Genomic DNA, 18,358 nt, shown 5'->3' with positions numbered 1-18,358 from the left:
GGGTATGACGCGGTGCTCATGGCACCTTTAGTGCCCTGGCCGGTGAAGTTGCCGTTGTGGCAGCTGTCGCAGCGCGCGGTCGCCACCGCGGCGTGGTTCATGGTGTAGGTCGTGAAGCTCGCCGCCGAGTTGCTGTGGCAGTTCGAGCATTGCAACGTCCCGGTCGGGATGTGCGGCGGCGTGGTCATGCCCTGCGCCGTCTTGCCGTTGTGGCAGGTGGCGCAATTGGTGTCGGTGGCCTTGTGAGCAAACGCCGCGCCGCCCCAGCTGGTGAAGCCGCCCGAGGCCGCCTTGGCGTGACAGCTAACGCAGTCGGCGCCGCCGGTGGCGACGTGGTTCGGGTATGACGCGGTGCTCATGGCACCTTTAGTGCCCTGGCCGGTGAAGTTGCCGTTGTGGCAGCTGTCGCAGCGCGCCGTCGCCACCGCGGCGTGGTTCATCGTGTAGGTGGCAAAGCTCGCCGCGGTGTTGCTGTGACAGTTCGAGCATTGCAACGTCCCGGTCGGGATGTGTGGTGGTGTCGTCATCCCCATCGCCGTCCTGCCGTTGTGGCAGGTCGCGCAGTTGGTGTCGGTCGCGGCATGCTTGAACGCCGCACCGCCCCAGCTGGTGAAGCCGCCGCTCGCCGCCTTGGCGTGACAGCTGACGCAGTCCGCCCCGCCAGTGGCAACGTGGTTCGGATACGACGCGGTGCCGAGTGCGCCCTTGGTACCCTGGCCGGTGTAGTTGCCGTTGTGGCAGCTGTCGCAGCGCGCGGTCGCCACCGCGGCGTGGTTCATGGTGTAGGTCGTGAAGCTCGCGGCGGTGTTGCTGTGGCAGTTCGAGCATTGCAGCGTCCCGGTCGGGATGTGCGGCGGCGTGGTCATCCCCTGCGCCGTCTTGCCGTTGTGACAGGTCGCGCAGTTGGTGTCGGTCGCGGCATGATTGAAGGCCGCGCCGCCGAAGCTGGCCGTGCTGGTGTGACAGGACTCGCAAGGCAGATTGGTCTGGAGATGATTGCCGGACTTGCCGCGCGCGGTCGTCCCGTTGTGACAGTTGGCACAACCGGCGACGATGCCGGCGTGGTCCATCTTCATTCTGATGCGAAAACTCGCCGTCGACCTGTGGCACACATCGCATGGCGCTGCGGTCGTGATGTGATTCTTCGACTTGCCCCGTGCCATCACACCGTTGTGGCAGGTCGTACATGACGCCTTCGCCTGGGTATGATCGATCGCCCGGACGTCCTTCCATGTCGAAGTCTGATGGCAGCTCTCACAGCGCCGCGTGGTCATCGGGTGATTGACGGACATGCCCGCCGTCTGCGCGCCGTTGTGGCAACTGGCGCACTGCGTCTGCGTGCCCTTGAACCGCCCGCCGACGTGACAGGACGAGCACTCCACGCCGACATGGCTTCCGGTCAGCGGAAACCCGGTCGAGACGTGATCGAATGAGCTCTGCGCGGCAGCGTGCCCTGCCAACACCAGAGTGAGCAGCACACAGGCGAGCAGCCACTGCACCATGCGGTGCGAGGCTCGCGCCAACAGCCCCAGTCTGCTGTAGCAGCTGCTCAACTCCAACTCCGCTCTTCACTCTCGACTCGATCGCCAGCCGGACATCCGACGGCGACCGGCCGACCCCAATCCAGCCGAGACCGTTGAGCGTCCGCCGCTCGGCGGTCGCCCTGACAAACCCAAGACACTCTTGCGGATTCCCCCTACGGCCCGGCGGCACGTCTTCCCCAGCCACCGAATACTCGAAACGCTCCGTGCTCCCTTGATCGAGCGCTGCATCGATTAGGCGATGACGGAGTCACCGGCCAGATCACGCAGCCTTCGCTACGCCTACGACAGAGCTTCCAGAGACGCGCAAAGCTGGCCCAAAACTGGGCCAAGCTGAACTCAAGCTGAATGGAGGTTTAGGTTTCTGACCTCACCCGCGCGCGATGGTCCGGCAAGCCCATCACGCAAGCCATTGATCTGCATTCGAACTGATCAGTATTGCGAGCTCTTATCAGCTCGATACGATGTCAGACGTCTTGCAGCAGCCACCGCGGCCGTTCGAATCAGTTCCTGATCTGAACGTTGCGCCATCCCGTTGCGACATGGCAGCGCTCGCACGTCTGACCGAAGGTACCATTGTGCACGTCCGAGCTGCGATGACAGCTGAAGCAATCCATCGGCAACTTCAGATCCGGCGGCGACTTGGCCTTGTGACAGGCCTCGCAGGTGATCTTCTGGTGGACACCGACCAGCGGGAATCGTGTCTGCCGCGCGTGATCGAAACGCCATAGCCGCCATCCGTTCGGATTGTGGCAACTGGCGCATCGCCCGCCGAGTTTCCCCTGGTGGAAATCCTTGTGGCAGCTCTCACAGGCCATCGGGGTGTTCTTGTAGGTCGGCGTCCGGTGGCACTCCTCGCAGGGCACCGACTTGTGCAGGCCGATCAATGGGAAGCGCGTGATTTCATGATCGAAGGAGAGCTTCTTCCGCCAGCCCATATCGCTATGGCACGCCTCGCAACGCTCACCGAGCTTGCCCTGATGCGGATCCTGCTTGCGGTGACAGGACACGCATGAGGTCGCGAGCTTGTCCCGATAGAGATCACCCGTATGGCAGCCCTCGCACTTCACCTTGGCATGGGCATTTCGCAGTGGGAAGCGGGTCTTGTCGTGATTGAAGCGGACCGTCTTCCACTTGTCCTGATCGTGGCAGGTCTCGCACTTGTCGCCGAAGCGGCCGCCATGGACGTCCTGAAGACGGTGACATGAGCCACAGGAGGTCGGCAGATCCTTGTATTGCTGACCGGAATGACACGTCGCACAAGCGACCGACTTGTGGGCGCCCACGAGGGGAAACCGGGTCTTGGTATGGTCGAACTCCTTGGTCGCGCGCCATTTCACCGCCGTGTGGCAGTTCTCGCAGCGTTCACCGAGTCGACCGCGATGCGGATCAATCGCCTTGTGACACTCGAAACAGGTCGAGGGCGCGTTGCGGAACTTCACCTTCGCGACGTGACATCCCGCACAAGGCACGGTCTTGTGCGCGTCGACAAGCCGGTAGTTCGTCATGTCGTGGTTGAAGGTCTCCTTGTCGAGCTGGACGATGTCGGTTCCACGCCCCTTGTGGTCGGTGTGACACTGCCTGCACTCCTGGCTCAGCGCCGCCTGGTCGCGTCCGTGCAGGCGCTCACGCTGCCTGCGATCGACGGCAATCTCCTTGTGGCAATCGAGACAGAGGCCCGACTGTGCTTTCCGCGTATAGGCTTCGTGGCACTTTCCGCATTCGCTCTCGAGCTTGGCATGCTTCTCGACCAACGGGCCCGGCATGACGAGCTTCTCCAGCAACGTCTGCGCCCGCCCCCCGGCCGAGAGCATCGCAACGCCGGCCAGGACGGCGACGACGACCGCAACACGCCACCGCATCACGCAACTCCGTCAATAGTGATGGACGGCCCAGACATGAACGACGCCCGCCAGCAGCATGAGAAAAAACAGCGGCAGATGAAGCACATGCCACAGCGAAAACAATCGTTCGAAGAACGTCAGCTCAGCGGCCTTGCGCACCGCAGCGGCGTAGCGCCGCACCACCTCCTCGATTCGCTTCTCGCGACGCCGCCGCTCGGACCACGACCATCGCGCGCGCTTGGCTTCGGCGCGAATGAGCCGGCGCGCTTCCGCAACCACATTGGCGCGCAGCCGCCGCGTGCGCGCTGCGATGACCGCGCCGGTCCGCAGGCTGCCCAGCGCGGTTCGGGGTACCCTGTTGTCGAGCCCTTTGCTGAAGGCGGCCAACTCCCGCGACACGAACGAGACGGCCTGCATTTCCTGACCGAGCTCCGTCCGCATTGCCTCGGCCTCGGCGAGCAGCTCCTTGACCCGCGCTCTCCCACCATGGAGGCCCATATGGATCTTGCCATAGATGTAACGGCCGACCACGCCGCTGATCGCCACGATCAGCATGGTGAAGAACGCCACATTGCTGTTGAGCGCCCCCAGCTGGAAATTCGCATGGAACAGGATGAGCACGGGACCGATGACGCCGAGCAGCATGTGCGTCCTGAACCAGAACGGCACCGAGCCGATCCCGCGCAGCGACTTGAAGCGCTTGCGCATCGAATAGGCCAGCAGCGACAGCATCGCGACGCTGCCGTAGATCCCGAGCCAGTATCCGATGCCGGAGCCCGGCGTAATATACTCCTCCTCCTTCTGCAGCCACCCCACGGTAATCGCTCCGAGAACGACGACCGTGATGACGACCGGAATGGTTCCTCGAAGAGGATTGCCCCGCGCGCGAGCGACCGCTGCTCTGCTCATGACCTCGACGTTTCCTGTGAAACCCGAATGCCGGATTGGCGGAAGCCAGACTCGTTCGCGGATCTCCGGATCTCAGTCGAGAGACCACTTAGTGATAACCACTTGCAACATCCCCATCCGTCTTCCGACACCGACGTCATTAGTCCGAAATCAGTGCGAGCCATATTTCCGCCGACGGCATCTGTTCAACGAATGATCCAATCCTTGTCTCCAAGACGTCAGATCATTCTGGAATTTCTATGTCGGCATCTCTTGAGAGGAATTTGCATCTAGCACCGCATCGAACCTCTTCACGCGGAGTTCGCGGCCAGCGGCTCTCTTCTGCTGTTAGTTCATAAGACAAGGGAGCGAGACGACATGGCGCTCGATCTCCTGATCGTCTACGCCGCGCCGATGCTCGGCGTCTGGGCCACCTACATGGCGGTGCGCAAGAGAAGAGAAATAAAGAGCGTCGCGAAGCTCTCGGCCGCCAAGGAAGCCGGTCTGCTTGAGCCGGCATCCTTGCATCCTATCATCGATCCCGCCTTGTGCATCGGCTGCGGGTCATGCGTCAGGGCGTGCCCGGAGGGCGACATTCTCGGCCTGATCGGCGGCAAGGCGTCGCTGGTCGAACCTTCGCATTGTATCGGACACGGCGCCTGCAAGGCGGTGTGCCCCGTGAGCGCCATCACGCTGGTGTTCGGCACCGAAACGCGCGGCATCGACATTCCAAACGTGGACGAGGCGTTCCAGACCAACGTACCCGGCATCTTCATCGCCGGAGAGCTCGGCGGGATGGGGCTGGTCCGCAACGCCATCGAACAGGGGCGCCAGGCGATCGACTCCGTCCGCAAGGTCAAGAACATCGGCAAGTCCGACATGCTCGACGTCGTGATTGTCGGCTGCGGTCCGGCCGGACTTTCCGCCAGTCTCGCCTGCCTGCAGCATCGGCTGCGCTTCGTGACGCTGGAGCAGGACTCGCTTGGCGGCACCGTCGCGCACTTTCCCCGCGGCAAGCTGGTGATGACGGCACCTTTCACGCTGCCGCTCGCGGGCAAGTTCAACTTCAGAGAGCTCAGCAAGGAGCAGTTGATCACCTTCTTCATGGGGATCGTGCGCAAGGCCCGCCTCAAGGTGAACGTCGGCGAGCGCGTCGAGGCCGTCACGCGAATGGGAGAAAGCTTCGACGTCAGGACGAACCGCGGCAGCTACAGAACGCATGCCGTGCTCCTGGCGATCGGGCGCCGCGGAACGCCACGCAAGCTGGAAGCTCCTGGCGAAGAGCAGAACAAGGTCGTCTATCGACTGATCGACCCCGAACAGTATCGCGGCCAGCACGTGCTCGTCGTCGGTGGCGGCGACGCCGCACTGGAAGCCGCGTGCTCCATCGCCGACGAGCCCGGAACGACGGTGACCCTGTCGCATCGCAGCGAGTCGTTCGGCCGCGCCAAGCTGAAGAACCGTCAACGGACTGAAACAGCTGCTCGATCGGGGCGGCTCCGGGTCATCTACAACTCCACGGTCAAACGGATCGGCAGCGACGACGTCGACATCGATGCCGGCGGCAACACGAGCACGATCCGAAACGATGCCGTCATCGTCTGCGTCGGCGGCATTCTGCCCACCGCATTCCTGAAGAGCATGGGTATCGAGGTGGAGACGAAATATGGCACGGCTTAAGTCCTCTCACATCATCATCCCCCTGATCTGTCTCGTCGGCTCGACCGTGCCGTCGGTCGCCCCGGCCGGCGACGCGCCGGCCGGCGTGAGCTCCGAAGCATTCGCGAGCCAGGCGGCCGATGCCGCGATCCGCGCCGGACATCCTGAGGACGCACTGAAGCTGCTCGAGCGCGCCGCCAACGCCGGGGATCCGGAGGCGCAGTACCGGCTTGCGTCGCTCTACCGCGCCGGTCTCGGCACCAGAGCAGACGATACGCTGGCGTTCAAATGGATGGAGGCAAGCGCAAGGAAGGGACACGTCAAGGCGCAGTACAATGTCGCAGCGATGTGGCTCGCGGGCCGCGGAACACCGGCCGATCCCGACCGGGCGCGGGAGTGGCTGCGCAAGTCGGCGGCGGCTGGCTATCAGCCCGCCGAGCAGTTGATGGCCGACATGGCCAGCCGAGACGCGCGACCCCGCGCCAGGGAGCCGGCGCGCGAAGCTGCGCGCAGGCCGCCACCGACGCTCGATGCGCAGGCCGCCATGCGAAACGGCCATCCGGCCATCATCGACGCCGCCCTGCGCGGCCAGTTCGATCCGATGCGCCAGCTCATCGCTGCGAAGGCTGACGTCAACGCGGTCAACGAGGACGGCGATACGCCTCTGGCGATCGCCGCGGCCGCCGGGCATCTTCGGCTGGTGGAGCTCCTGCTCGCCTCGGGAGCCAACCCGAACACCGGCAACCGGCGCGGCGACACGCCTTTGATGCTGGCAGCGGACAAGGATCATGGAGACATCATCAAACTGCTGCTGACGAAGGCGGCCGACCCATCTGCAGCGCGTGCAGATGGCACGACCGCACTATTGATGGCGCTCAGCCGCTGCAACGGCGCCGCGATCGCTGCGCTCCTCGACGGCGCCTCCGGCAGTCTGCCCGCGTCGGCGGACGGCCGGACCCCCCTCATGATCGCGGTCGCGTCGTGCACCAATGGCCCGCTCGATCGGCAACTCGTTCAGAGATCCGACCTCAACGCCGCCGATGGGCAGGGCCGCACCGCACTCTGGCACGCGGCCGGCAATGGCAATACGCACGCGATCGGACAACTGATCCGCGCCGGTGCGGACGTCAACCGCGCTGACGCCGACGACAAGACGCCGTTGCTGAATGCCATCGAAGGCCGCAGCGCCGCGGCCTCGCTGCTTCTGTTGGACCATGGGGCCGACCCGAAACGCGCGACAAGAGGCGGAAATACCGCCCTCATCCTCGCTGCGCGCGCCGGGCTTGCGGATGTCGTCAGTGAGCTTCTCAGGCGCAAGGCCGACCCGAACGTGCGCAATGGCCAGGGCATGAGCGCGTTGATGATGGCGGCCCATGAGGGGAACATCGGCATTGCGCACAGCCTTCTCGCCGCCGGCGCCGAAAAGCAATTGAGGAACAAGCGGCGCGAACGTGCCACGGACATCGCCGCTGCCAGCGGTCACAGCGATATCGCCAAGCTTCTGGAATAGCGGACGATTCCGTTTCGTCTCCCTGCCTATCATGCGGTCGACGTCGCGTTCGCTGCTCGCTGCTCGCTGGCGCCGCAGACGATTCGCGCGTTATTTATCAACGAACATAACGCTCCATACCAAGACGCCTCGATGATACCGCTCTCCGGCCGTGAGTGCGAATGAGTTGCAGTTACACTACGATGCACGTCGATGGATCATCATCATTCCGTACGAATGATGCCTCATTCGGCGCATTGATTGTCGACGCATCACAGACACTTGATAGTTAGCTGCAGGAATATCCGCTGCAGTCGGAGATACCACATGACAGCGGAGGTCGGATCGTTTGCGCTCATTCTCGCGCTCCTCGTGTCGCTGGTGCAGTCGATCGTTCCGTTCGCAGCGCTGCGCCGCCAATCCGAGATGATCGCCGGCTTCGTTCGGCACGCTGCCTTGACTCAGTTTCTGTTCGTCTCGATCGCATTCGCATGCCTGACGTCGCTGTTTGTCCACTCCGACTTTTCAGTCCAGGTCGTCGCAGCCAATTCGCACACGCTCAAGCCGCTGCTCTACAAGGTCTCCGGAGTCTGGGGAAACCATGAGGGATCCATGTTGTTGTGGGTCCTGATCCTCTCATTGTTCGGTGCTGCCGTTGCATTGTTCGGAACGAACCTTCCGGAGCGACTGCAGAGCAACGTCCTCGGCGTGCACGGCATGATCGGCCTCGGCTTTCTGGCGTTCATCGTCTCTACATCGAATCCGTTCGCGCGGCTGGTCGATGCTCCCCTCGAAGGCAACGGACTGAATCCGATCTTGCAGGATCCCGGCCTCGCCTTTCATCCACCGTTTCTGTATCTGGGCTACGTCGGCTTCTCGATGGCGTTCTCGTTCTCGGTCGCCGCGCTGATCGAGGGAAAGGTCGATGCCAGCTGGGCCCGCTGGGTCCGACCGTGGGTGCTCGCGGCCTGGTGCTTTCTCACGATTGGAATCACGCTGGGCAGCGCATGGGCGTACTACACGCTCGGCTGGGGCGGCTGGTGGTTCTGGGACCCCGTCGAGAACGCGTCCTTCATGCCGTGGCTTGCGGGGACTGCGCTGCTGCATTCCGCCCTGGTGGTCGAACGTCGGAGCGCCCTCCAGAGCTGGACGATCCTGCTGGGGATCGTGACCTTCTCATTGAGCCTGATCGGGACCTTCCTGGTGCGATCCGGCGTGCTCACCAGTGTTCATGCCTTCGCACAGGACCCCTCGCGTGGCGCATTCATCCTGGCGCTCATCCTGGTGGCGACCGGCGGGGCGTTGACGCTGTATGCGATCCGAGCCCCAAGCCTGAAGCACGGTGCGCTGTTCGCGGCCGTCAGCCGCGAGAGCGGCCTCGTCCTCAACAATGTGCTGCTCACGGCAGCCGTGGCCACCGTGTTTCTCGGCACGTTCTACCCGCTCCTCGTCGACATGCTCGGAAACGACAAGATCTCCGTCGGTCCTCCCTACTACAACCTGACGTTCGTTCCGATCATGGTTCCGCTGCTGCTTGCCATGGTGATCGGCCCGGTTCTGAAATGGAAGCGCGATCTCCTCGTTGCGGCCCTGCAACGACTCCGCCTGGCCGGAGGACTTGCGGCATTCATTGCCGTCGCGATCCTCATCGCGATGTTCGGACAGCGTTTCCTGGTCGCGTTCTTCTTCGGCATCGCCGTCTGGCTCGTGATCGGCTCGCTGATGGTGCTGGCTCATCGCGTCCGCCTCGGCATGACGACTCCCCTGGCGACCTCGCTCAACCTCGCGCGCACCACCCCGCTCGCGGTCTACGGCCTGGTGCTGGCCCATGCGGGAATGGGCGTCACCGTCGCAGGCATTACCGGGATGACCGCGTGGGCCAGCGAGAAGGTGCAGATGCTGCGGCCGGGCCAGAGCCTGCAGCTCGCGGGCTACGACATCAAGTTGCGCTCGATCGGAAAATTTCCAGGCCCCAACTACGAAGCCGAGCGTGGCACGTTCGACATCACGCGGAACGGCAAACCGTTCACGCAGCTTTCCAGCGAGCGCCGCTTCTATCCCGTCAGACAGCAGCAGACGACCGCCGCCGGCATTCGAACCAACCTGCTCTGGAACGTCTACGTGACGCTCGGCGATCCCGACGACAAAGGCGCGTGGGCGGTGCGTTGCTACTATCACCCTCTGGTGCCGCTGGTCTGGATCGGCGCGCTGATGATGGCGTGCGGCGGCTTCGTCTCGCTGGCCGACCGGAGATTTCGTGTCGGTGCTCCGCGACGGTCGATGCGGGCCGTACCGACTGCCGTTCCTGCTGAATAGGACGAGATATGCCGCGCCTACCCTATCTCATACCGCTCGCGGCTTTCGTCGCACTGGCCGCTGGACTGGCTTTCAGCCTGACCAACGATCCGCAGCGGATGCCCTCGACCCTGATCGACAAGCCGACCCCGCGTTTCCAGCTCGCGTCGCTCGACGGCAAGGGCGGCGGTCTTGCCAGTACCGACCTGCAGGGCGACGTGGTCCTGCTCAACGTGTTCGCATCCTGGTGCCCCGGATGTCGCGTCGAGCATCCCATGCTGCTCAAGCTCGCGGAGAGCTCCGCGATCCCGATCTATGGGCTGAACTGGAAGGACGATCGGAACGACGGCAAACGGTGGCTTGCCAAGCATGGCAGTCCCTATGCCCGTGTCGGCTCCGATGAGTCCGGCCGGACCGGCATCGATCTTGGCGTGACCGGCGTTCCCGAAACCTTTGTGATCGATCGGGCCGGCCGCATCCGCTTCCGCTATCCCGGCCCGCTGACCGAAGATGTATGGCGGGACGATTTCGAACCTCTGCTGAAGGCACTCAGGAGCGAGTCATGAACTGCCGGCGGATCAAGCGCGCGGCCGAAGCGCTGCTCGTCAGCTCGCTCGTGCTGACGGCGACCTGGTCGCCATCTCGTGCGGTGCTTCCCGACGAAATGTTGCGCGACGAGGGGCTGGAGGCCCGCGCGCGCGCGCTGGGCCAGGAGCTGCGCTGCGTCGTTTGTCAAAATCAGAGCATTGACGACTCCAACGCTCCATTGGCGCATGATCTGAGGGTGCTGCTGCGCGATCGCCTGCAGGCCGGCGACAGCGACCGGCAGGCGGTGGACTTCCTGGTCGCACGCTACGGCAACTTCGTCCTGCTCAAGCCTCCCTTACAGTGGAATACCATCGCGCTGTGGATCGGTCCCCTGCTCGCTTTGCTCACGGCCGCCGTCGGCTTCGGCCGCTACGTGCGCCGGGCGGCAGCCAATGCGAGTGCGCCCGAGGCGGAGCACGTCGCTCCGCTCAGCGCCGACGAACTCGAAGCCTTCGAGGCGATCCTCGATCGACGGAGCCTTTCATGATGCTGTGGCTGATCCTGACGGCGATGATTTCCGTGGCCGCCGTGCTCATATCGACGCCATTCATCCGCAGCTACGAGCGGAGACGGTTGGCTTCGGCTCAGGGACTTGCCGTCCACCACGACCAGCTCCGCGAGATCGAGAGCGAAACCGCACGCGGCCTGATCGACAAGTCGGATGGCGAGAACGCGGCCAGCGAGATCAAGCGGCGCATTCTCGCCGCAGCCGCCGCCGAACAGCCGCCGGCGCCCTCCCTCACCAGCTCCGAACGAAAATTTGCGCTCGCCGTCGTCACGATGACCGTGGTGTTCGGCTCGGTCGTCCTGTACGCGGTCATCGGAAACCCGGATGTCCCCGCGGCCGCGCCGGTCCAGACCGCCGGCGGCACGACGCTGAAGTCGGTTGGCGAAGCGCGAACGGACGCCGGCACCCAGGCCATTGCGTCGTTGGAGCAGATGGCCGGCCAGGACGGTCGCGACCGCCCGCAGCAGGGCAGCGGACTGCCGCCGGTCGAAGAGATGATCCAGCGTGTGCAGACCCGACTGGAGCGAAATCCCAGGGATGCGGACGGATGGCGGCTGCTGGGCTGGTCCTTGTTCAACATCGAGCGCTTTGCGGAGGCGGCGCAGGCCTATGCGCGCGCAATGGAGCTGCGGCCAAGCTCGGCAGAGTACCGCAGCGCGCGGGGCGAAGCGCTGGTGCGGGCCGCGGACGGCACCGTCAACTCCGAAGCCCGCGCGGATTTCGACGAAGCACTCAAACTGGATCCCAAGGACGCGCGCGCCCGTTTCTTCATCGGCGTCGTGAAAGAACAGGATGGAGACAAACGGGGTGCGATGGCCGACTGGACGGCGATCGTATCGGAGGCCGATCCGAACGAGCCGTGGCTGCCTGATCTCAAGCAGCGGCTCGGCGCGCTTCGTCGCGAGCTCGGGGAGGATGACGGCTCGCCATCGCCTGCCCGGCCGAACCTGTCCGCCGAGCGCATGCAGGAACTCCTGCGCTCCGGCAAGACCGCGGCGACCGAGCCGGTGGAGCCGCGCGGCCCCCGCGCCGAGGACATCCGCAAGGCCGAAGGCATGTCCACACAGGATCGCAACCTCATGATCCGGGGCATGGTGGATGGCCTTGCGAGCCGACTCGAACAATCACCGCGCGATGCAGAAGGCTGGATCAAGTTGATCCGCTCGCGGGTGGTGCTGGGTGACGTCGAGGCGGCGAAACAGTCGCTGCAACGCGCACTGTCGGTCTTTGCGGAGGACGTCCCGGAGCGCACGCGCATAGCTGACGCAGCCAAAGAGCTCGGGATCAATCCATAGCGTTCGAGGGCCCGATCCGCGTATCCGCATCGTCGGAACCCGTTCGGCAACCGGAGGAATGGCAATGCGGATTCTGCTCATAGAGGACGAGCCCGTCTACGCGGAGCGCATCAGGGAAAGCCTGGCCGACGCCGGTTTCGAGGCGGATCTCGCCACCGATGGCAGGCAGGGCTGGATGCTGGGCAACAGCCAGCCCTATGATGCCGCGGTCCTCGACCTCGGCCTGCCGTGCATTTCGGGCCTCGACGTGCTGCAACGCTGGCGTCATACCGGCCACACGCTGCCGGTGCTGATCCTGTCCGCCCGCAGCGGCTGGGTCGAGCGTGTCAACGGCCTGAACGCAGGCGCGGACGACTATCTCGAAAAGCCCTTCAAGGCACAGGAGCTCGTCGCGCGGGTCAAATCGCTGCTCCGTCGGGTTTCGAGCAGACCGGAGGCCGTGCTCCGCCTCCGGCAGATCGAATTCAACGCGGCGGCCGGCCTGGTCAAGAAGGACGGGGAGATCGTCGACCTGACTGCACTCGAGTTGCGCGTCCTCGAGTTCCTCATGCGCCGCGCCGATCATATCGTGTCGCAGACCGAGCTGCTGGAGCACATCTATCCGAGCAGCGACCATCGCGACTCCAATACGGTCGAAGTCTACATTGCCCGGCTCAGGAGAAAGCTGGGGCGTGACTGCATTCGCACCGTCAGAGGCATGGGATATCGCTTCGGATAGAGCCATGTTCAGCCGCAACTTCCGAGCCCGGATGATCGCGGTCGCCGCGATCTGGATTTCAATCGTCTTGTTCGCCAGCGGGCTCGGGCTCTCGATCGTCATTCGCCGTGTCGTCGAGGCCCACTTCGATCACGACCTGCTGGATCACGCCCGCGAGCTCGCCGATCTCGTGGAACTCGACGCAGCGCAGCGGCTGTTCATCGCCCGCAATCTGAGCGATCCGCGTTTCTCTCCGGCCAGATCCGGAATGTATTGGCAGGTCATCCTGCAGAACGGCGAGACCGTGCGTTCGCCCTCGCTACAGGATGACCTCTCTCTTTCAGTCACGCCCGACCAGGCCCGCGAGGGCTCACTGCCTCCCTCCACGGCGCTGGCGAATGTGGAAGGACCGACCGGGCCGATGCGGATGGTCCGAAACATCAGCGAGCCGTCTCGTCTCGGGCAACCCGTCGAAATCCGAATCGGCGCCGACGAGCGACTGATCAGTGACGAGATGGAGCACCTCAATCTGACACTGATGGCGACGCTGGGTCTGCTGGCCCTCGCCATGGTTGGCACCGCCTACGCTCAGGTCGCCTACGGCCTGCGGCCGCTGCAGCGGATGAGTCGCGCCATCGTGGACGTGCGCAGCGGCAAGACCACACGCCTGCCCGAGGACCTGCCGGAGGAAATCATGCCGCTCGTCACCGAATTGAACGGGATGATCACGGCAAACCTCAGCATGGTCGATCGCGCTCGCGTGCTCGCAGGAAGCTTTGCGCACGCGCTGAAGACGCCTCTGGCAATCCTCGACGAGGAGGCCGCACGGCTGAAAGCGTCCGGTCAGGAGAGCCACGCGCAGATCCTGTCGGAGCAGTGCTCGCGCATGGCGCTGCTCATCGACTACCAGACGGCGCGCGCAAAGGCCTCCACGATCGCGAATGCCGGTGCGTTTGCGGTCGTCGCCGACGTCTTGAGGAGCGTCATCAATACCTACTCGCGATTCAGCCCCGGGCACGACCGGCGGTTCGAAGTCGAAGGAGCGGCCGACGTCGTCGTTGCCTGCGATACCAACGATCTGACCGAACTCATCGGCAACCTGCTCGACAATGCGGCAAAATGGGCACATGACCTCGTCGTGGTTTCGATCGAGGATCTCGACAGCTCCGTCTTGATCACGGTCGAGGACGACGGGCCCGGCATTCCGGCCGAACATCGCATGCGCGTGTTCGACGTGGGCACGAGACTTGACGACGCGAAGCCGGGCACTGGGCTCGGTCTGGCGATCGCCCGCGACCTGACCAGCCTCTATGATGGCCGACTGTGGATCGAGGATTCGAGAATGGGGGGCGCCGCCCTGAAGCTCGCACTTCGAAAGAAGGGTGATCCAAGCTCATCGTGACATGACTGGTGCCCGCAAAGCGACCGCAGCGGCATACGGCACGAAGCCAGTGGAGCAGGAAATCACCGTGGCAAGATGCCCTGGGCCGGCGCGCCAACGACGCCAGCCGTAGCCGGTGAGAGGCTACTTTCGAACATCGCGGGTCAGCAGCGTCGGCAAAATCGCAAGCTTCCCCGGCCGCGCTATCTCAGTGTCGAGAGATAGGCGACGACATCGGCCCGCTCCTTCGCGTCCGCCAATCCTTTGAAATACATCTTGACCCCGTGAACGTCCCCGCGAGGATCGGCGATATAGGCATCCAGTGCCGTTGCGGTCCAGGGCGCGTTGTTCTTTTTCATGCTCTCCGAATAGGCGTAGTCCGGCACAGCCGCTGGCTGGCGTCCAACGATGTTCCAGAGGCTCGGGCCGACCTTGTTGACGCCGATCTCGGCAGAGTGGCAGTTATGGCAGATGCGCTGGAAGATGCTTTTCCCGGCGACCGGATTGCCGTCGAGCGCGCGGGCGCTCGGTGCCAGGCTGACGAGAACGGCGACAAGAACGATGCGGCGGAGCATGCGAGATCTTTCCCTTTTCGATCCGGAGCGGGCGCGGGCCAGCCCCCCGGCCAGGCGCGGTGAGCAGATCCGGGCAGATGATCGGACGACAGCCCGGCCCAAGTCCTTGTTCTGGATCAAGCCGCGCAGTTGCCGTTGCTGCTCAATTGGCCTAATCTTCTAAAAAAACGAACGATCACCAACAACCCAAAGTGTCGTTCCGGGAGGTGCCCGATGGGAGACGCCGATCCTCGGCCCCCGCGTCCGTCTGGCGTGACTGCTGCAAAGTCCAAGGCTGCAACGGAGGCCGCTGCGGCGGCCGACATCTGCGGCCAGTTGCCGGCCGACGGGTTGGCGATGGTGCTGATCTTCCTGTCGCCCCACTACGATCCAAACGAGTTCATGGTGGAGGTGACGACCCGTCTTGCGGACATCCCCGTATACGGCTGTACGACGGCCGGAGAGCTGTCGCCCGATGGCTGGGACGACAACAGTGTCGTCGCTCTCGGATTTGCCGCCGAGGATTTCACGGTATTCGCACAGCCCATCTTCGGGTTGTCGGGCTTTCGCGTCGATGAAGGACGTCGCCTCGGCAACCAGCTGAGGCAGGATCTGTCGCGGCACGGTGGTCGCGACGACGACGGCGTGTTCGGGCTCGTCCTGATCGACGGCATGTGCCAGCGCGAAGAGGCGATCATGTCGGCGATCTACGCCTCGCTCGACAATATTCCCCTGGTTGGCGGGTCGGCCGGCGACGGTCTTCGGTTCGAGCGCACCTGGGTCTTTCACGACGGCAAGGCCCATACGGACATGGCTGTGCTGATCCTGATCAGGACGTCATTGCCGTTCCGGCTGTTCAAATGCGACAATTTCGAGCCGACCTCGACCAAGATGGTGGTGACGGAGGCCGATCTCGAGCAGCGCATCGTCAAGCAGCTCAATGCCGAGCCGGCGGCGGAGGAATATTGCCGCGCGATCGGAATCGCCGATTCCGAGCTCGACCCGTTCCTGTTTGCAGCCCATCCGGTCCTGGTGCGAGTCGGCGGCTCCTATTTCGCGCGCTCGATTCAGCGCGTCAGCCCTGACGGCTCACTCCGGTTCTTCTGCGCGATCGACGAAGGCATGGTGCTGACGGCGGCGAGGTCACGCAATTCCGTGGCGGCCGCCCGCGAGATGCTGGCCGAGGTCCGCGACGAGATCGGCGAGGTCTCGATCTTCATCGGTTTCGAGTGCATCCTCAGGCGTCTTGACGCGGAGCAGCATCAGTTTGCGCGGGAAATGTCCGAGCTCTATCGCGACAACCGGATCGTCGGATTCCATACCTATGGCGAGCAGTACGGTTCAATGCATGTCAATCAGACGCTGACCGGGGTCGCGATCGGCAAACGTGGAGCGACGCAGCAATGACCGCCGCGGCGTCTCCGGAAGACCTGCAGCGCGAAGCGGCCAAGCTCAGGAAGATCAACGCCGCGCTGATGTCCCGGGTCGAACGCTCGATGGACCAGCAGTTCAACGCGTTCTCACTGTTCGAAACGGCGATTGCGCTCGATCAGCAGGTGCGCGAGCGAACGCGCCAGCTGCGTGATGCGCTGCGTTCGATCGAAACCGCCAACAAGGACCTCTTTCGGGCCAAGCAGCAGGCTGAAGCGGCGAGCTCCCTGAAATCCTCGGTTCTCATCTCCGTCACGCATGATCTGCTTCAGCCGCTCAACGCCGCGCGGCTCACGCTCTCGACCTTGGCGGACGAGGTCTCGTCCGATCGCGGAACGGCCATGGTCGGCCAGGTCGACCATTCGCTGGCCATGCTCGAGGATCTGCTGCGATCCCTGCTGGAGATTGCCAAGCTCGATGCCGGAGCCCTGCGCCCCGATGTCAGGCCCGTTCTGCTCTCGACCCTGTTCGAGCCGCTCGAACGCGAATTCGCCCCGATCGCGGCCAAACGCGGGTTGTCCCTGCGCATTTGTCCGTGCTCGATCGCCGTGGTCTCGGATGCCATGATGCTGCGGCGCATCTTGCAGAACCTCCTCGCCAACTCCCTGCGCTACACACGGCAGGGCGGCGTCGTCATGGGATGCCGGCCGGGGCCGGGAGCGGGCCGGGTTCGCATCGAGGTCCACGACACCGGCCCGGGGATTCCCAAGCCGCAACAAGAAGCGATCTTTCTCGAATTCCAGCGCGGTCGGCCGAGCGCCGAGGATCAGGCCGGTTTTGGGCTGGGCCTGTCGATCGTTCGTCGCTTCGCCAAGGCATTGGACCATGAGGTCAGGCTGGCTTCGCGGGTTGGACATGGGTCCACATTCAAGCTCGAGCTCGACCGCGCAGACCCGGCAGCCGTACTGCCGGATCCACATCCCGCGGATCACGTCGACCACGACTATGGCGGGCTCGAAGGCGCCAAGATCCTGCTGATCGAAAACGACCTGGCCACCGCCGAGGCCATGGTCAGTCTGCTGGAAAAATGGGGCTGCGACGTCGTAGCTACGGCGTCGTTGAATGACGCCTTGCAGCGTTTGAGTGCGCTCGGCGCAATCCCTGAGACGATCATCGCGGATCTGCACCTGGATGGCGACGAGAGCGGGCTTGCCGCCATCCGGGACATCAGGCAATTCCTTGGCCGAGATGTTGCGGCCATGATCGTGACCGCCGACTATTCCGAAGACGCAGCCAGGGAAGCAAGCCGATACGGGCTCGAGATCTTGACCAAGCCGGTCAGGCCTGCGGAGCTTCGCGCGCTGTTGTCGTTCTTGCTGTCATGAGCGCTTCAGCGCCGTTTGCCCGAGCCGGCGTGCGCGGCTCGCTGATGAGGTTCACGAAGTCGATCTTTTCCATCTCGATGATGGCCTTGGTCCTGCTCATGACGCGAAGCTTGCGCAGGATCTCCGAGACGTGGACCTTCACTGTCGTCTCGCAGATCCCGAGCTCATAGGCGATCTGCTTGTTCTGCAGTCCACGGCGGATAAGGTCGAGCACGCGCAGCTGCTGCGGCGTCAGCTCGTGAAGACGCTTCAGGAGGTCCTGAGCAGGAAGCCGGCCACGGCGCGCGCCGGCGCAGAGGGAGCCGCCTTCAACATGGACCTCGCCGCGCAGCACGGCGTTGATTGCCTCGGCAAGCTGCTGCTTCGAAGTCGATTTCGAGATGTAGCCGGAGACACCCAGCGCGAGCACGTGGGCGACGAGGTCCGGGTCCCGATGCGCGGAAACGACCAGGATCGGCGTGCGCGGCGCGGTCTTGCGGATGCGGATGACGCCGGAGAGTCCGGTCGTTCCGGGCGTCGAGAGGTCGAGCAGGATCAGGTCGAATCTCGGCGGAGATGAAAGAAGCCCAACGGCCATGTCGACGGACGTCGCCTCGCGCATCTCGGCGTCAGCCAGAGCGGCGCGGATCGCGCTCTCCAGCGCCTCGCGAAACAGCGGATGGTCCTCGACGATGAGCAATCGAGCCACGTGCCTGTCCCCTCCCCGGCCAGATCGAAGGTCCGGCTTATTCAGTGTCGCGGATCCGACATTCAACCAGCGTGCGCGCCGCGTCTTCGAAGGAACGTCAGAACCGGAGCATCAGCGATATCGCGTTGGCTGGCATCAATCAACGACCAAGACGCCATCGACGTCGCCACGCCTG

The 18,358-nt window shown here is 64.0% G+C and carries 15 protein-coding genes; 10 read left to right on the top strand and 5 right to left on the bottom strand.

The window, feature by feature from the left end; translation table 11 throughout:
- From QX128_RS14920 to QX128_RS14910, 3 genes are all read right to left on the bottom strand, one after another.
- A partial coding sequence (locus tag QX128_RS14920) for a cytochrome c3 family protein (protein ID WP_316237809.1) occupies positions 1 to 1,553 on the bottom strand: 1,553 nt, incomplete at its 3' end.
- A gap of 491 nt (positions 1,554 to 2,044) precedes the next feature.
- A complete protein-coding gene (locus tag QX128_RS14915) occupies positions 2,045 to 3,403 on the bottom strand; it encodes a cytochrome c3 family protein (protein WP_316237808.1) in 1,359 nt (452 codons plus the stop codon).
- A 12-nt stretch (positions 3,404 to 3,415) separates the two neighbouring features.
- The gene (locus QX128_RS14910; protein ID WP_316237807.1) at positions 3,416 to 4,294 is read right to left on the bottom strand and encodes a pyridine nucleotide-disulfide oxidoreductase; all 879 of its coding nucleotides are present in this window, start codon (positions 4,292 to 4,294) and stop codon (positions 3,416 to 3,418) included.
- A 357-nt stretch (positions 4,295 to 4,651) separates the two neighbouring features.
- Between QX128_RS14910 and QX128_RS14905 the strand changes: the two genes are divergently transcribed.
- The 8 genes from QX128_RS14905 to QX128_RS14870 all read left to right on the top strand — a co-directional run bounded on the left by QX128_RS14905 (position 4,652) and on the right by QX128_RS14870 (position 14,206).
- Positions 4,652 to 5,953, top strand: a complete 1,302-nt coding sequence (locus tag QX128_RS14905) for an NAD(P)-binding domain-containing protein (protein ID WP_316237806.1) — start codon at positions 4,652 to 4,654, stop codon at positions 5,951 to 5,953.
- Entirely contained in the window at positions 5,940 to 7,442 is a 1,503-nt protein-coding gene (locus QX128_RS14900; protein ID WP_316237805.1) for an ankyrin repeat domain-containing protein, read from the top strand. Before QX128_RS14905 ends, QX128_RS14900 begins: the two co-directional genes overlap by 14 nt.
- Positions 7,443 to 7,748: 306 nt before the next feature.
- Positions 7,749 to 9,737, top strand: a complete 1,989-nt coding sequence (locus QX128_RS14895; RefSeq protein WP_316237804.1) for a heme lyase CcmF/NrfE family subunit — start codon at positions 7,749 to 7,751, stop codon at positions 9,735 to 9,737.
- An 8-nt stretch (positions 9,738 to 9,745) separates the two neighbouring features.
- Positions 9,746 to 10,282, top strand: a complete 537-nt coding sequence (locus QX128_RS14890; protein ID WP_315804951.1) for a DsbE family thiol:disulfide interchange protein — start codon at positions 9,746 to 9,748, stop codon at positions 10,280 to 10,282.
- Entirely contained in the window at positions 10,279 to 10,791 is a 513-nt protein-coding gene (locus tag QX128_RS14885; protein WP_315804950.1) for a cytochrome c-type biogenesis protein, read from the top strand. The genes QX128_RS14890 and QX128_RS14885 overlap by 4 nt, the downstream gene beginning before the upstream one ends.
- Positions 10,788 to 12,107 (top strand): c-type cytochrome biogenesis protein CcmI, encoded by a 1,320-nt coding sequence (gene ccmI, locus QX128_RS14880; protein WP_316237803.1) that lies wholly within the window; start codon positions 10,788 to 10,790, stop codon positions 12,105 to 12,107. Before QX128_RS14885 ends, ccmI begins: the two co-directional genes overlap by 4 nt.
- A gap of 64 nt (positions 12,108 to 12,171) precedes the next feature.
- Positions 12,172 to 12,825, top strand: coding sequence for a response regulator transcription factor (locus QX128_RS14875; RefSeq protein WP_315804948.1), 654 nt, complete (start codon positions 12,172 to 12,174; stop codon positions 12,823 to 12,825).
- Between the two features lie 4 nt (positions 12,826 to 12,829).
- Entirely contained in the window at positions 12,830 to 14,206 is a 1,377-nt protein-coding gene (locus QX128_RS14870) for a HAMP domain-containing sensor histidine kinase (RefSeq protein WP_316237802.1), read from the top strand.
- A 182-nt stretch (positions 14,207 to 14,388) separates the two neighbouring features.
- On the opposite strand, the gene QX128_RS14865 is transcribed toward QX128_RS14870, so the two are convergent.
- Positions 14,389 to 14,880, bottom strand: a complete 492-nt coding sequence (locus QX128_RS14865; RefSeq protein ID WP_316237801.1) for a c-type cytochrome — start codon at positions 14,878 to 14,880, stop codon at positions 14,389 to 14,391.
- Positions 14,881 to 14,973: 93 nt separating this feature from the next.
- Here QX128_RS14865 and QX128_RS14860 point away from each other — a divergent pair, with 93 nt between their 5' ends.
- On the top strand, positions 14,974 to 16,146 hold the full coding sequence (locus QX128_RS14860) for an FIST N-terminal domain-containing protein (protein ID WP_316237800.1): 1,173 nt from the start codon (positions 14,974 to 14,976) through the stop codon (positions 16,144 to 16,146).
- Entirely contained in the window at positions 16,143 to 17,495 is a 1,353-nt protein-coding gene (locus tag QX128_RS14855; RefSeq protein WP_316237799.1) for an ATP-binding protein, read from the top strand. The genes QX128_RS14860 and QX128_RS14855 overlap by 4 nt, the downstream gene beginning before the upstream one ends.
- Here QX128_RS14855 and QX128_RS14850 read toward each other — a convergent pair.
- Complete coding sequence (locus tag QX128_RS14850) at positions 17,449 to 18,183, bottom strand: response regulator transcription factor (RefSeq protein ID WP_315804943.1); 735 nt, start codon at positions 18,181 to 18,183, stop codon at positions 17,449 to 17,451. The two genes, QX128_RS14855 and QX128_RS14850, sit on opposite strands and share 47 nt — an antisense overlap.
- Between the last annotated feature and the right edge of the window lie 175 nt (positions 18,184 to 18,358).

This window comes from Bradyrhizobium sp. SZCCHNR1015, assembly GCF_032489875.1.
Lineage (GTDB): Bacteria > Pseudomonadota > Alphaproteobacteria > Rhizobiales > Xanthobacteraceae > Bradyrhizobium.
This window is presented reverse-complemented; position numbering and strand designations above follow the sequence as displayed.

What these genes read in the sequence shown, in the direction of transcription:
- QX128_RS14900 (WP_316237805.1), top strand. Translation starts at nt 5,940, where the DNA reads ATGGCACGGCTTAAGTCCTCTCACATCATCATCCCCCTGATCTGTCTC.
- QX128_RS14870 (WP_316237802.1), top strand. Translation starts at nt 12,830, where the DNA reads ATGTTCAGCCGCAACTTCCGAGCCCGGATGATCGCGGTCGCCGCGATC.
- QX128_RS14875 (WP_315804948.1), top strand. Translation starts at nt 12,172, where the DNA reads ATGCGGATTCTGCTCATAGAGGACGAGCCCGTCTACGCGGAGCGCATC.
- QX128_RS14910 (WP_316237807.1), bottom strand. Translation starts at nt 4,294, where the DNA reads ATGAGCAGAGCAGCGGTCGCTCGCGCGCGGGGCAATCCTCTTCGAGGA.
- QX128_RS14915 (WP_316237808.1), bottom strand. Translation starts at nt 3,403, where the DNA reads ATGCGGTGGCGTGTTGCGGTCGTCGTCGCCGTCCTGGCCGGCGTTGCG.
- QX128_RS14885 (WP_315804950.1), top strand. Translation starts at nt 10,279, where the DNA reads ATGAACTGCCGGCGGATCAAGCGCGCGGCCGAAGCGCTGCTCGTCAGC.
- QX128_RS14895 (WP_316237804.1), top strand. Translation starts at nt 7,749, where the DNA reads ATGACAGCGGAGGTCGGATCGTTTGCGCTCATTCTCGCGCTCCTCGTG.
- QX128_RS14855 (WP_316237799.1), top strand. Translation starts at nt 16,143, where the DNA reads ATGACCGCCGCGGCGTCTCCGGAAGACCTGCAGCGCGAAGCGGCCAAG.
- QX128_RS14860 (WP_316237800.1), top strand. Translation starts at nt 14,974, where the DNA reads ATGGGAGACGCCGATCCTCGGCCCCCGCGTCCGTCTGGCGTGACTGCT.
- QX128_RS14890 (WP_315804951.1), top strand. Translation starts at nt 9,746, where the DNA reads ATGCCGCGCCTACCCTATCTCATACCGCTCGCGGCTTTCGTCGCACTG.
- ccmI (WP_316237803.1), top strand. Translation starts at nt 10,788, where the DNA reads ATGATGCTGTGGCTGATCCTGACGGCGATGATTTCCGTGGCCGCCGTG.
- QX128_RS14905 (WP_316237806.1), top strand. Translation starts at nt 4,652, where the DNA reads ATGGCGCTCGATCTCCTGATCGTCTACGCCGCGCCGATGCTCGGCGTC.